The organism is Xenorhabdus innexi, from assembly GCF_002632485.1.
GTDB classification, from domain to species: Bacteria; Pseudomonadota; Gammaproteobacteria; order Enterobacterales; family Enterobacteriaceae; genus Xenorhabdus; species Xenorhabdus innexi.
Window position 1 is genome coordinate 21,422 of record NZ_NIBU01000016.1, and the last position, 15,411, is coordinate 36,832.

The 15,411-nt window shown below is 45.8% G+C and carries 10 protein-coding genes; 3 read left to right on the forward strand and 7 right to left on the reverse strand.

The features are described from left to right. Positions 1 to 2 precede the first annotated feature (2 nt). The 7 genes from tssJ to tssB are packed head-to-tail and all read right to left on the reverse strand — an operon-like array spanning position 3 to position 7,135. Positions 3 to 560, reverse strand: coding sequence for a type VI secretion system lipoprotein TssJ (tssJ, locus tag Xinn_RS08635; RefSeq protein WP_086954667.1), 558 nt, complete (start codon positions 558 to 560; stop codon positions 3 to 5). Then, entirely contained in the window at positions 544 to 1,839 is a 1,296-nt protein-coding gene (gene tagH / locus Xinn_RS08640) for a type VI secretion system-associated FHA domain protein TagH (protein WP_086954668.1), read from the reverse strand. Before tagH ends, tssJ begins: the two co-directional genes overlap by 17 nt. Before the next feature lie 5 nt (positions 1,840 to 1,844). Next, positions 1,845 to 2,897, reverse strand: a complete 1,053-nt coding sequence (tssG, locus tag Xinn_RS08645; RefSeq protein ID WP_086954669.1) for a type VI secretion system baseplate subunit TssG — start codon at positions 2,895 to 2,897, stop codon at positions 1,845 to 1,847. Beyond that, the gene (tssF, locus tag Xinn_RS08650) at positions 2,861 to 4,696 is read right to left on the reverse strand and encodes a type VI secretion system baseplate subunit TssF (protein WP_086954670.1); all 1,836 of its coding nucleotides are present in this window, start codon (positions 4,694 to 4,696) and stop codon (positions 2,861 to 2,863) included. Before tssF ends, tssG begins: the two co-directional genes overlap by 37 nt. Continuing rightward, entirely contained in the window at positions 4,697 to 5,137 is a 441-nt protein-coding gene (gene tssE, locus Xinn_RS08655) for a type VI secretion system baseplate subunit TssE (protein WP_086954671.1), read from the reverse strand. A gap of 2 nt (positions 5,138 to 5,139) precedes the next feature. Further along, complete coding sequence (gene tssC, locus Xinn_RS08660) at positions 5,140 to 6,618, reverse strand: type VI secretion system contractile sheath large subunit (protein WP_086954672.1); 1,479 nt, start codon at positions 6,616 to 6,618, stop codon at positions 5,140 to 5,142. Positions 6,619 to 6,637: 19 nt separating this feature from the next. Further along, positions 6,638 to 7,135, reverse strand: a complete 498-nt coding sequence (tssB, locus tag Xinn_RS08665; protein WP_086954673.1) for a type VI secretion system contractile sheath small subunit — start codon at positions 7,133 to 7,135, stop codon at positions 6,638 to 6,640. Positions 7,136 to 8,057: 922 nt separating this feature from the next. On the opposite strand from tssB, the gene Xinn_RS08670 reads away from it, so the two are divergent. From Xinn_RS08670 to Xinn_RS08680, 3 genes are all read left to right on the forward strand, one after another. Further along, positions 8,058 to 8,576 carry an Hcp family type VI secretion system effector gene (locus Xinn_RS08670; RefSeq protein WP_086954674.1) on the forward strand — a complete coding sequence of 173 codons (519 nt, stop codon included), beginning with the start codon at positions 8,058 to 8,060 and terminating at the stop codon, positions 8,574 to 8,576. 591 nt (positions 8,577 to 9,167) lie between these two features. Beyond that, positions 9,168 to 10,841: a ShlB/FhaC/HecB family hemolysin secretion/activation protein gene (locus tag Xinn_RS08675; protein WP_086954675.1), complete on the forward strand. Its 1,674-nt coding sequence runs from the start codon at positions 9,168 to 9,170 to the stop codon at positions 10,839 to 10,841. A 100-nt stretch (positions 10,842 to 10,941) separates the two neighbouring features. Next, a complete protein-coding gene (locus Xinn_RS08680) occupies positions 10,942 to 15,348 on the forward strand; it encodes a hemagglutinin repeat-containing protein (protein WP_086954676.1) in 4,407 nt (1,468 codons plus the stop codon). Positions 15,349 to 15,411: the final 63 nt, after the last annotated feature.

Below are 15,411 nucleotides of genomic sequence, written 5' to 3' on the forward strand. Positions count from 1 at the left end.
GATTACTCCTCCTCCTCTTTTCTAAGTTCGACGTCGTTATTTCTGACATGCACCAAGATGTTGTAATGGCGTCCCATGTCTTTTACCCGGATGATCTTTTTCCATTCAGACTGATTGACATCTGCATAGTGGACGATGACACCGATATAACGGTTTTTCTTTTCCAATGTGATCACTTCCAGCGGCTTGTATTGCCCCGGCAGCAGGGTGTAATCCTGATGATCGATGTAGTTTTTCCCCAACGCCTTTTCGAGTTTGTCACTTTCAAGCTGGTCATAGTCGGCAGCCAGAAAACGGGAATCCTCACTGAGATAAACCAGATTCATCTCAACAGGTGCCGGTTCACCACTTTCATTGGGGTTGATATTGGGTTCAGCCAGTAACGTGATATTGGCAACGGAAGCCTGATCACTCGGCCTTCCCACCGGCGTGGAAGGGTCCCAGATGACCTGACCGACTTTTTTGGTTGCGTTCCATGCACTGCTACAGCCGTTCAGTAACATTACTGACAGTAATAAAATCCCTACTGGCCATCTGCGCTGATTACCGGAACGTTTCATCACTGGCGTCCTCTAAGCCCTGACGCAATGCGCGGTCATAAGCCTGCTCGTACACCTCACGGAAGAGCTTTTCAAACCCCTGCTGGCGGCTGGAAGCTAATTCACGGTAGTAGTTGGTGTACATTTCCCACGCCCAGGAGGCATCTTTGTTCCTGACGTCACTGCTGCGGCGGTAATGTGAGAAACGGCGGAGCAATTGCTCAGGAGAAAAGGCTTCCAGCATGGTATCCAGTGCCGCAGAGATCGCTTCCCGATTGGCCTGATAATGCAGTTGCAGGTTATGCAGGCTCTCTGCGACAGCAGCAGGTGCTGACAGGTGAACCGGACTTTTCTGCTCAGAAAACATCACCTGCATCGTGGTGTTGTAATCCATATTCAGGCGCAGCGGGTTATCTTCAATAGGGCGAAGTTGCTTATCGCGCAGCCCGTGCTGTTCACGCTGGAGAGCCAGCAGCCCTTCGATGGCCGCTTTCATGGTTTTACCCATTTCCTGCAAAAAGTCGTTAGCCTGCTGCGTATCATGCAGTGGTAACTGCGTATCCAGCCCGCGCATCAAAGGAGTAATAGCGACATGGTCAACATCCATATCTTCATAATGCCGATCGGACGCGATATCCGGTAAATCAAGGAACTCCTGATCCATAACACTGCCTCGGTTATCAGAAATAGGGTTAGCAAACGGGGGAGATTGATCGTGATCCGGCGGCAGAAGCTGCTCAGTATCATCAGCGTCAACCTGCTGTTTCAATGTGGTCAGACTTTCACTGTCCAGTACCCTGAGCGGATCATCGCTGAAACGGTGCATCACCGTCGGCGCTACGCTGTCATCTTTGCCGAATGCCGACTTTTGCAGCGAAACGCCTTCCATCATGGCATCCAGCGGATTGCTGTAACTGGAAACCAGCGATTCAGGGGATACCGTTGACGGATCTACCCGATCTGACTCAGAAAAACTGATGTGGATCTTGATCGACAGCTTGCCGACTTTAATCTGATCGCCCTGCTGTAAACGGATCAGGCTGGATTGCGGTGTTAATGTGGCATTATTGATCTGCACAGCATCAGCCAGTACTTGCAGGCAGAATGCACCGTCACGCCACTGAATGGAGAATTGTGACGGGTGAATATTGCCCTGACTGTCCTGAACAGACCACAGGTGGCTTTCACTGCTTCCGACCGTACCGCCCTGTGCCGAAAACTGGCAACTGGCGGAGCGGCCGCTCTCCAGTTGTTCGCTGTTGATAACCCGCAGTGAAAGGGTTGGTTGATGTTTTTCCATAGTCGTTATTCCATAACTGAAATTGTGACAGAGGGTTTCTTTTCCGGCTCGCCGAGAAAGCTGGTCCAGCCCAGATGGTTATGCTGTTTTGCCCCCAGAACCATGCCGCCAACCTGATTTTCCGCCAGCCCAAGACGTAACTCCCACGCAAACTGACTGCGCATGACGAAGGAAATGAACATCACCAACGGGAGATAGTTTTTTCCGTCCGGCAGAAATGACAGGAACCGATCACGGGGCAGATTGTTGATACTAAGCAGGAATTTCCCGCTGTAATCCCCGATCCATGAGCCGATGGTGAAGTTTTGTCCTAATACTGACAGCTCGGTATCACCAATTTTTTGCCCTTTATTGGTTCCCCCCAGACGATTCTGCTGATCAATCGGAATGGTGACTTTCCTGAACTGCCAGCCGTGCAGGGTGACATCCTGTAAGTCAAAACAGTGGGAAACCAGACTGCATATCACTTCCGGTGAGCGACCGGGGCTTGCCAGCAACCCGGCATACGCCAGCATTTTGCTGTGATTGATGTTCAGCATCCGGCGGTTAACATCACTGCCTAGCCCTACCAGAGAAAACATGCGCTGGGAAAAGCCATCTTCCCCGCCTTTTTTAAAGCAGATGTAATAACGGTACTTCCGCCAAATCTGGTGCAGGAGAGTGATTAAGCGATGGTTAAACAGGTTGAGAAAATCCGTCAGCCGGTTTTCACCCTGAGCGTCTTCCCATGCCAGTGAATCCAGGTAATAACCCGGCATCGGGGACTGGCTGCCATGTAGCCCCAAAAAAGAGACTTCCAGCTCAAAATACCCTTGTTTGGACTGCGTCAGTGAAACCACGTCACGGGTAGGGAATGCCAGGCTGGCACTGGATTTGAAGCGGACAGATTCACGTTCAGGCCGATCTGTCTCTCCGGTTTTTTCCCACGCTACCGCCAGCTGATTGAGCAGCTCAACCAACTGGTAAAAGTTGTATCGTGAGATATCCACTCCCAGCGATTTGGCAGAACTCTGCTCTGTGATTACATCAACGAGTGTTGACCTATCTGTACCGGCCATTCATAACATTCCTGATTATCTAGATTGATTACCTTCAACATATGAAAAGCGTTGACGCTGGCATACAGTGAGAAAAACCGTGACAAAATCGTGCTGAACAGATAAAGCTCACCTTCTGAACTGAATGCCTGCTGCCGGATATACAATGTGGAGCGCAAACCCCTTACCGGTTGCCCCCGGAACAGACGATCCGTCGGCTCTGTCTCGATTTTTTCAATAGCATCAAGCCGTTTCTGTGATGACCGTTTGGACTGCCGATTGTGAATACTCGGGAAATCGTAAGTACGCAGAACCTGTTTCAGAGCATCCTTATCCAGCAATGACATGTAGTTCAGCGACATATTTGACAGCAGCGACCAGTGCAGGCCTCCGTCCAGCAGCGGATAAAGCGGTACTGACGGGCGGGTGATATTGCGGAATGTCGCAAATGACGGACTGCCGATAGAAGGGTAATTAATGTCGCCGACACGTAGCTCCAGCGGCAGTTCACGGTTGGTGCAGGTCAGGCTGACGGAAACGTTCTCTTTCAGTCTGAGTCTGATCAGGTCTGATTCATCGCCACGGACAAACGAAATGAAATGCTCCAGCCCTCTGCGGAAAGGTGACTCCTTCACCCGCAGACGGTAATAGCGCATTGAGTGTTCATCTTCGTTATCTATCTGATGGTTGAAACTTTCAAACGGGGTATAAACCCGCTCGCCGACACGTGCCCGGCTGCGTTCACCGTTCTCTCCCGTCAGCCAGCTTTCCACACCATCGACAGAAAAAATATCGTAGTTATCCGGGAAGCTGTAACTGGCTTTCAGCGGGTATTCCGTCTGGCTGCCGTTCAGTTCAATCGCTTCGCTGTCCATCGGAAACAGGTTAATCGCCGGTGTACAGTGCAGACGAAAAGTGTCATGGCGGATCTTCGCTTCCGGTGGCAATGCCTGAGAAAAATGTAAGTTCAGTTTGAAATCTTTGGTCTTGAGATCTTCAGGCAGTTTCGGGAATCCCTTCACGTCAAAAAACAGGAAACTTTCGGCAAAACAGAAATATTCCTGCAAAATGCGATACCCCATATAGGCATTTTTGGGGTAAGGCAACAGGGCATCGTCCCGCTCAAACCCGACAGGCACGAAGTCAAAATCCGGCAGAGGGATCACCGTATCGCCAATCACCAATTCCGCTTTTCTGAAGTAGTAGCAGAGCCAGAAATAGAGCTGAGACGTGGTATAGTCATCACCGCTCAGGTAGAACCGCAATTTATCCAGTTCCAGTTCATGCAGGTTCAGTTCGGTTTTTGAGGCAAAATTCAGGCCGATAATTCCCTGTTCATTACTGTTATTAACGGAAATATCCTGAATAGAAAGCGGAAAAAGCCAGACATCACGGCATAAAGTGAACGTGCATCGGCTGTGATCATCCCTTTTACCCTCCGACTGCTTTTCATTCGAATAGATATCATCATGAGCTGCCAGCGGATTACTCATAATCTGTGTGCCACGCTTAACCTGTGTCGCTTTGGTCACCACACTCTCATCAGGCGTATATTCGATGATGGTCATACTGGGCGTCGGACGCAGGTAATTAGGCCAGAGCATATTGAGCAGGCCATGAGTCAGTTCAGGAAACTGATCATCAATCTTTGCCCGCAGATTGCCTGTCAGAAATGCAAAACCTTCAAGCAAACGCTCAACGTCGGGGTCAGAACCTTGTTCAGACAGAAAAGCAGCAAGATGAGGGCGCTCAACTGCGGCTTCTTTCCCCAGTTGCCGCAAATAGTTCAGCTCATCTCTGAAATATTTTTCAAATGACATTTATTGAGTTCGCTCCAGGCAGTAGCGTCGGTTGTTGTCCAACTGGATGCTGAATTCCACAACATCGTTGATATCATCCAGGGAAACTTCCGCACTGATATGAAAGCTCAATAACAACGGATCTGACTCATCATTGATGGCACTGACTGAAACCGCTGATATTCTGGGCTCATAATTTCTGATGCACTCTTCTATCGCCCATTCGATACTTTGCTTGAAATCCACTGAGGTTGCGGTTGCATCATTAAGGTCAATGACACCCAGTTCAATGGCACTCTGGCAGGCACCAGGGCGCGAATTAAGCACTTCATTCAAATGTTTCTTTATAGAATCAAGTAGTGCACGCATCCTTGACTGACGGGAAGAGCCGGAGCCCTTCCCTTGAATGCGCTCGAACAGACTGGCAGAGCTGCCTCTGTTCCAACTGTACAGCGCAGCCATGATTATTCCTTATCCAAACGTCCGACCAGCGACAGTTCGAAACTTGCACCCATGTATTTGAAATGTGGGCGAACCTGCATCGCAACCTGATACCAGCCCGGATCACCTTCAACATCCAGCACCTTGATTTCAGCAGCGCGCAGTGGGCGACGGCTACGAACGTCAGTTGGCGGGTTTTCCTGATCAGCAATGTACTGTTTCAGCCACATGTTCAGTTCACGCTCCAGATCCTGACGCTCTTTCCAGGAACCGATCTGCTCGCGCTGCAACACTTTGATGTAGTGAGCCAGACGGTTGATGATGAACATGTATGGCAGCTGTGTACCCAGCTTGTAGTTAGTTGCCGCGATGTTTCCTTCACGGGTGTTCGGGAACACTTTTGGTTTCTGCACGGAGTTTGCAGAGAAGAATGCTGCGTTATCGCTGCCCTTACGCATGGTCAGAGTGATAAAGCCTTCTTCAGCCAGTTCGAATTCACGACGGTCAGTGATCAGAACTTCCGTTGGGATCTTCGCCTGTACCTGACCCATCGCTTCATACAGATGAACCGGCAGATCACTCACCGCACCACCACTCTGTGGGCCGATGATGTTCGGGCACCAGCGATATTTAGCAAAGCTGTCTGTCAGGCAGCTTGCCAGCAGATAAGCGGTGTTACCCCACAGATAGTGCTCGTGATCACGGCTGACATTTTCCTGATAGTTGAAGTTTTTGATTGGGTTTTCAACGGAGGAATATGGCAGACGCAGCAGGAAACGTGGTGCAGTCAGACCCAGATAACGGGAGTCTTCAGATTCACGCAGTGCACGCCATTTGGTGTGTGAAGGGCCTTCGAAGACCGATTTCAGATCTTTAATCGCTGGCAGGTCAGTAAATTTGTTAACACCAAAGAATTCAGGTGAAACAGAAGAAAGGAATGGTGCATGAGCCATTGCACCCACTGAGCTGACATACTGCATCAGTTTGATATCAGGTGTGGTGTTTTCGAAAGCATAGTTACCGATAACGGTTGCTACAGGCTCACCACCGAACTGGCCGTAACCCGCAGAGTAAACATGCTTGTAGAAACCGGACTGAATAATCTCTGGAGAGAACTCAAAGTCTTCCAGCAATTCATCTTTAGTCGCGTGAATAATGTTGATTTTGATGTTTTCACGGAAATCAGTGCGATCGACCAGCATTTTCAGTGAACGCCAGGAAGATTCCAGCTCCTGAAATTGCTTAGCGTGCATGATTTCATCCATCTGCTCACTCAGCTTTTTATCAAGCTCGACAATCATTTTGTCAACGAGGAGCTTATTGATAGGTTCTTCGTTAGAGCCAGTGTCCAGAATGCTACCGATAAAAGCGGCAACACCCTGTTTTGCAATGTAGTAGCCGTCATTTTCAGGAGTCATTCTCGCTTGAGACATAATTTCATCAAGCAGAGAAGTGGTTGCGCCAGAAGCAAGTGCTGTGCTGTTTTCTTCGTGCTGAGCCATTTAAAATTCCTTTAACGAGTTATTTTTTATTGATGATTTCAAGTTCTTTCAGGAGTTGTTCACGAACGGATTCATCATCCAGCAGTGACTGCAGGCGAGCGCGAAATGCGGGGATATTTCCCAGAGGGCCTTTTAATGCAACTAATGCTTCACGCAGTTCCAGAAGTTTATTCAGCTCTGGTACTTTCTTGGCGATATTATCCGGTGAGAAATCACTTAGTGATTTAATATCCAGACTAACTGGTAAATCGTCTTCACTATTTTCATCGAGGCGATTAGGGACGTTAAAAGTCAGGTTGATGTTCGCCTCATTCATTACTGCATTGAAGTTATTTTTATTAACAGAAACTGTTTGTCTTTCTTCAATTGGCGTATCTTCTTTCTTTCCTTTCAGGTCACCGACAACCAGAAGATTCAGCGGCAATTCAACTTCTGCGGTCTGATCACCTGTATTAGGAACATATTTAATATTAATTCTTTCTTTAGGAGCTACGCTACCAGGACTATTTTTACTCATATTTCAACCCTTTGGCTAATACAACCATGAACTGTCTAACAACCCATTATTGGTAAGATAATAATTACAATGTTTATCCATATAACAAATACAGCAGGGCTTCCTAAAAAAATAGGCGTAGGAAAACAACTGTATTTACAGACATAAGCAGACTTTTATATATCACCATATAGATAAATATACAGAAATATTCCATCCAGTCGTGGAAATAACATCGATATAAAAAATCGTCAATAGCGAGTTTGACACTTTATTTTTTTGATGTAAAGCCAAAACACTAATTGATAATACCCTCTATTCTGGCTTTTAATACTTTTATTGTAGTTCTTGGAAATTTATAATTATTTTCCTCTTACTAAATAGATAAAAGTTTGGTTTTACTCTTTATAGGTGTATATAGGCCGATTACCTATCAATTGTGTAAAAAGGAATATTTTTCATATGTTATGAATAAAATATAATCTCAAAAATTAGTGACATAAGATTATCATAAAGTCTGTTTTTTATTTCATTCCGATTAATTATCCCGCATAAAACTCTTTTTTGGATTCATTTTTTTGACATTCGTCACACTTTATTAATGATCATGAAAAATAAATAAATGAAAAATAAAAAATAGATAATTATCATAAAGTTAAATACATTAAATTTACGGTGATTAAATTTAATACAGCCAAAAGAGCTTACTGTTTATAAAAAATCAGCCATATCTTTTATAACAGCAATGATTATAAAATTTTTATTTGTCATTGAATTTAAGCTTGTCTTGCAATTTACAAATAGCTTTGCATCAGAGAATTTCAGCTTTATTATTCGCTCCGAGTGTTCGGCATCGCTAATTTTATTTCATTTAGTGAGTGGAATAATCACGCAAGGAATGAGCACTTACACTTATATTGGTAAATTTTTATAGGATATTCATATGCCAACTCCATGTTATATTTCCATCAACGGAAAAACTCAAGGTCATATCACTGCAGGCGCATTTACCGCTGAGTCAGTAGGTAATATCTTTGTTCAGGGCCACGAAGACGAAATGCTGGTTCAGGAATTTGACCACATCGTTACTGTTCCGACTGACCCACAGTCAGGCCAGCCTTCTGGTCAGCGTGCACATAAGCCATTCCGCTTTACTGTTGCACTGAATAAAGCCGTTCCTCTGATGTACAACGCACTGGCTTCCGGTGAAATGTTACCTACAGTAGAACTGAAGTGGTACCGTACCTCTATCGAAGGTAAACAAGAGCACTTCTTCTCTACTAAACTGGTAGACGCAACTATCGTTGACATCGACTGCAAAATGCCACACTGCCAGGACCCAGCAAAAGCTGAGTTCACTCAGTTGGTTCGTGTTTCTCTGGCTTATCGTAAGATTGAGTGGGAACACACTACCGCAGGTACTTCTGGTGCTGACGACTGGCGTGCGCCAATTGTTGCTTAATATCTTATTTATCAGATTTTAGATAATAAGTTTTAAGTAATAAATACTCAGCCAATGGATAATATCCATTGGCTGAATTATATTCTAAAAATGAACTCCTTTCTGTTAATTTACTTTAAATCCCCTTTTTCTCATTTATATTTTATTTTTTGTTTTTTTCTGCAAGAAAGATTTTTAAATAGTGATTATTTTTATAATAAATAAAAATATATAAATTAATAATTACATGATTTATTAATAACCAATGTCACCTTCTCACCACTCTATCTTTATAAAAATCAGTTCACCTCTCCCTCATTAATTATTTGAAATTTTAGTTAATTCCCACCCCCAATTTGAGTTAATACAAAAACACCCGACAAAACATAACCAAAATGGGTTATGGTAAATAATTAAGTTAAATATATAACTATAAATAATCAAATAGAACAAACGGCCATCAGTAATCAGAGCAAAATAAAATAATTTATATGCTTTAATGGCTAATTAATAAACCAGAATAACTATATATACCTAATGGTTTTTCAGTAACAACTTGGAAAACGAAAGGTATGAGCAATCCAACTCAACTATGGCCACTTGGGTATTACGATGTTCAAAAGGACGGCAGTTTTTATCTTATTATCTATCTCTCTTCAGGCCAGCGCATTGCCAGAAGCACCTGATTCTGCACTATCGATAGACGAAGCCAGAAGAACCTTACAGGATAGTTCACGGGAAATAGACCAGCTTATTGAACAGCGTCGCTACCGGGGATTTATCGAACGCTCTGATAGCCTTTCATCACAAACCGCCTCTCCGGTACTGCCTGAAGCACCGGCATGTCTGGATATCAGCGGCGTTTACCTTCAGGGTATTACCCTGCTTTCTATAGCAGAAATGAATACCCTCAGTGCATTGCCGGAGCGGTGTATTACCAGCAATCACATTAATCAACTGACCACAGAGATCACTAAGCTCTATATTGCCAAAGGCTACATTACCGCCCGGGTACAATTCATTCCCCCTGATTATAATAGGGAATTAGGACTCAGCATTGTTGAAGGTTTCGTCGAAGCCATTGAAGGCGGTGATCGCTGGGTTAACAGCCGGATGCTGTTCCCGGGGCTGAACAATCAGCCATTGAACCTGAATCAACTGGATCAAGGACTGGATCAGTCAAATCGTCTGCAATCGAATAAAACAACCCTCGATATTCTGCCCGGTACAGTCAGTGGCGGGTCTATTATCCGGTTGTATAATCAGCATTCCACTCCGTGGCGTATCACTGCGCTCACTGATAACTACGGGCAAAAAAGTACCGGAAAATGGATAAGCAGGCTGAATACCAGCTTCGACAGCCCACTCGGGCTGTCAGATTTTGTCAGCGTCAGTGGCGTCAGCACCATCGATAAACCCAGTACCCAATATAATCGGGCGGCGACACTGTTTTATTCATTGCCTTATGGTGCCGTAACTTTCAGCGGTTTCACCAGTTATTCCCAATATAAAAGCCAGCTCAAACTGCCGATCAGCTCCCTCAAACTGAGCGGAAAATCTCAGCAATCGGGTCTGCGTATGGATTGGGTATTCCACCGCAATCAGTCCCAGATTTCGACAGTAAGCAGCCAATTTATTTACAAAAACTCCAGCAGCTACTTCAATGAGCAAAAATCCCGCTTCGGCAACCAGACATTAACCGTATTTTCACTGGGAATAAGCCATTTACAAATTATTCCGAATGGCCTGATCACTTTTGACACCGGAATTGAACAGGGAACACCGTGGCTTAGCGAACAAACTTCCATCAACAGCCTGAATACACGCTTTACCAAAGGAAGGTTGTCGGTAAATTTACAGCAAAACTTCAGGCTGTTTACTGTTCCATATCGTCTTAACAGCCAGTTTTATACCCAATACAGCCCGAACGGGCTCCCCGGCGTTGAGTGGCTCAATATTACCGATCGTAATGCAGTGCGGGGATTCAGCAAAAATACCCTCTCGGCAGATAACGGCTGGTATCTGAGAAACACCTTATCTTACGCACTACCTTTACCTGAAAGTTCACTGACTTTTCGCGTCGGAGCCGATGTCGGTCAGGTTAAAAGCCACAACCGACAGGAATCATCATGGAGAAGTAACGCAGGGTTCAGTGTTGGGGCAGCCTTACGCTACCAACATTTTCTGGCGGATATTGAGGTGAACCGCGGCAAAACATTATCTCATCAGGACAGGGGTAAACATGAGCCTGTACAACTGTTAACCCGCTTTTCTTATTTATTTTAACTAATTAAATAATAACTATTTTTAACCGCAGCTAATCAGGGAGATCTTCTCCCCGGGACGCTGCACATTCACACGACAAAAAGTAAACAGAGGTAATAGTATGAAAAGAAAAAAATTCAGATTATCTTCTACGGGTAAACTTGCAGCATCCATGACGATTATTCTGGCCACCTGTTCAACCAGTTTTGCCGCTGGCATTACGCCCGGAGGTGATGCTGCTCACCGGCCGGATGTCTCCATTGCGGAAACCGGTGCCACAGTGATCAATATTGTGGCTCCATCCGATTCAGGACTATCACATAACCAGTATCAGGATTTTAACGTCAACCAAATGGGGGCAGTGTTAAATAACTCACTGGTTAATGGGCAGTCCGAATTAGCAGGACAATTATCGGCTAATAGTCATCTGAACGGGCAGGCTGCCAGCGTCATTCTGAATGAAGTGATCAGCCGTAACCCTTCATTATTACTCGGTCAGCAGGAAGTTTTCGGCATGGCTGCCGACTACATACTGGCAAACCCCAACGGGATCACCTGTAATGGCTGCGGCTTTATCAACACCAATCAGGCTTCACTGGTTGTTGGCAATCCGCTGGTTGAGAATGGCATCCTGCAAGGGTTCAATAACTTCAATAATAAAAATGCGCTGAGTATCAGAAATGCCGGTCTGACTCACAATGATGTCCTGAATCTTATCGCTCCCAGACTCGATATCAGAGGAAATGTTGTCACCACAAAAACGCTCAATATCACAAGCGGAAATAACCAGATTGCAGCGGACGGCAGAATTCTGAATTCGAAACAAGCAGGTATTGGAGAACTCGACAGCATCTACCTCGGCAGTATGCAGGCCGGGCGTATTCGCCTGCTGAATACCGCAGAAGGCAGTGGCGTCAATCTACAGAACAAAATAACAGCCGCTGATGACATGTATATTGATTCTCATGGTGATGTGAAATTACAGGCAGCAAATCTGCAAGGTGGAGATATTACTCTGCAAGGCAAAAATATTTTGTCTCAGGGGCGGCTAAGCCAATCTACAGAACAAAAAACCGGAGAAGGCAATCACCAGAGTAATTTTAGCGGTGTTCATACCTCTCAGGAACAAAATAATGAATCCATAGCCCGTACTCAGCTTGCCGGTAAAAATATCACGCTGGTTGCCCGCAAAGATAATCAGATCATGGCGACGGATATCAAAGGAGATAACATCAAACTGACCGGAGCTAACCTGAAACTGGATGGTCAGCAGCTTCATCAGGTTGAGCGCAATGTTAACAACCAATGGGAATTCCTCTGGCAGCATGATGCCACCAAGGAAAGTGAAAAGTATCAATATGAAGGCAGCACTCTTGATGCGCAGGGAAATATTCATCTGACAGCTAACGAAGGCAATGCAGAAATATCGGGGAGTAACTTAACTGCCGGTAACCAAATTTCCGTCTCTGCTAAGCAGGATGTCAAACTGGCGGGTCTGGTTGAGTCAGAAAAGACACTCGAAAAAGTCTACAAAAAGAACGATGGTGCCGGATTGCAAACCGGCAACTGGACAACAAGTAACACAACCCAGAGAATGGTGAGCAACGAACTGAAGGCCGGTGGTGATCTGGGGATCAACGCAGGTAGTAATGCTGAAATTACCGGTTCGAAAGTACATTCAGGTAAAAACATGATTATTTCAGCCGGACAACAGACAAAAGTGACTGTGCAGTCTCTCGTTGATGATCAGGTGAATGAGAAAAATAAGCGTAAGTGGGGTGGTCTCGCCGGTGGCAGCAATAAAGACAGCCTTGATAAAGTGGAAACACATCATGCCTCTGATATCAGTGCAGACGGGCATTTACTGCTGAGCGGAATAGAGGGTGTCACCATTACCGGCAGTAAAGTAAAAGCAAAACAGGGTGCCTATGTTGACGCTAATAACGGTGACTTAATCATCGATAACGCCGTCAGTAATACTTATAAGAAAGTGGATGAAAGAAAAGGCACCATCTTCAACATCACCAAAAACTCCAGTCAGGAACAAACAAACCAGCAAACCAGCTCCGGCAGCCAGCTAATCTCTGATGCTGATCTGAAATTACTCAGTGATAAAGATATCAATGTCATTGGTAGTCTGGCAAAAAGTGCCGGTGAGCTGAATATCGATACTTCGGGCAATATCAATGTGCTTTCTTATGGTGAGCAAAATGAACATCAGCAGGAAAGAAGCAATCTTGACTGGCAGTATTACGCTCATGAAACGAAAGATAAGCAGTATCGCGCCGGTGCAGGTTTTGAGCATACTCTTGATCACCAGAAAACTCACACAACTACCCAGCAACAGGCTGAGTTAAACGGCAGCACGATTACGGTGAACTCCGGTAAAAATGTCACGATTGCGGGTGGTAAAGTCATCACAACGCAGGGAGATGCCAGAATTACAGGCAACAACATTGCTCTGACAGCCGTAGAAAACCGCACAACCTCTGATAATTCTCAGGAGAAAGTACATGGCGGTGTTTTCGCTACCGGGGGTATGGACAGATTCGGTGGTGGTGCTGAAGGCGGTTACTCTGACAATGGCCGTTCGCAGAATCGAACCACCGCAGTGGTCACTGAGACTCAGATCAATGGCAATCTTGAACTGAATGCTCAGGGTGAACTGAAACAACAAGGCACTCAATATCAGGTTCAGGGCACTTATCAGGCGAATGCGGGCAGTATCCGAAATGTCGCAACAGCCAATACCGAATCTGACTCCACCAGACACTTGCAGGTCGGAGGTGAAATCAGTGGTTCAGCCGATTACAGCGCAGCAAGTCGCCCGATGGAAAAAACCGCTAAAGCAGCAGCAGACGGAAAACTGGATACTTCCATTGCAAAAACCGGATTACCGAATGCCGGGCTTGAACTGGAAATGAATGGCAAAAGCAATTACTCCGCCAACCATCAGTCAAACGCTGTCGTCACTACCGTTAAAGCAGGCGACATCAGGGTGAATACCAATGGTGACCTTTACGATCAGGGAACAAAATATCAGGCAAATAAAGGTAATGCGTCCCTGAATGTCGGCAGCCATACCAGTGAAGCCGCCTACAATCAGCAGAACAGCAGCTCATCTAATACCGTTGGTGATGCCCGTATGCGCATTTACACCAGCACAGGCAGTGATCTTTCTGTCAATGGCAAAGGCAGTGGCAGCTATCAGGCAGAATCCACCAACAACAGAAACGCTGTTACCAGTGAAATCAATGCACAAAATGGCGTTAACGTTCAAGTCACCAGAAACGCCCGTTATCAGGGAACATCCATGAACGGCGGCAATGGTCAGACAAACGTTAACTCTGGCGGAAATATTCAGTTCGAGCAGGCCACCAGCCATGAGGAAAAAAACAGCACTGGCTATAACGGCGAACTTTCACTGACTGTAGGCACCAACCCGGATGGCAAGAACTTCAGTGGTAGTGCGGGTGCTGGCTATAACACCAACCAGCAGAATAGAAACATCGCTCACACCGGCACAATTACAGGCGGACAGAATGTCAGCCTGAATGCTGAAAATAACCTGACTCTGCAAGGTACAAACGTTTCTGGCAAGCAGGTCGATCTGACCGCACAACGGGGCAGGATCGAACTGGCCTCTGCTCAGGATGCGGTCAATAACAGTGGCTGGAACTTTGGCGCTAAAGGTAAAGGAGGGATATCCAGCAAAGTCCGTAATAATGAAGGCGGTGATGGTGGCACAGATAACGGAGAAGCCGGTAACAGCATCATTGACAACAAATACAATGTCGGTGGAGAAGTAAAATTCGGCGTCGAACGTCTGAACAGAGTGACTTACCATAACAATCAGGTTGCTGGCGGTAACGTCACATTAACCAGTGCACGGGATACCTCACTTCAGGGCACCAACATCAACGCGGATCAGGTGACAGGCAATATAGGTGGCAATCTCAACGTTGAAAGCCGGAAAAACAAAACCGACAGCCTGAATATCGGTCTGGATACAGGATTAGGATTTAGCAGAACAGTCAAAGGTGATAATGACCATAAAACGACATTGCCGATTGCTGACAGTAACTCTGCGGAAAATACAGCAGAAATCGCTGCAACCGGAACTCCGAGCCTGACAGATCGTCTGACCGCTGCTTTTAAAGATTACAACGGAAAACTCAAGAGCAATTACGACACGCTTGAGCAGGAAAGCGTTGGTGAGCAATCAACCCTGAACGGCACGAACGGCGTTAATCTGAATGTTGCGGGCAGAACCCACCTGACCGGCAGCCGGATTGACAGTTCTCAGGGGCAGGTAGCTGTGAATACTCAGCAAATCGGACATCAGGCCGTAACAGGCTACGACAGAGGCAGAAATATGGGTGTTAACTTACCGGACTCCATTGCAGACCTCACAGGAGCAGTCCAGAAAGATATCTTTTCCGGTAAAATTCCTTTTGTGAAAAATGAAAACCACAATACAGAAACTCCTGCCATGCAGAGTGGAATTAAAGGGTATCAGTTGGATTAATTGACCACACCCTGAATCATATTCATCAGTCTTAACACAAACGGTAGCCTTCATATGGCTACC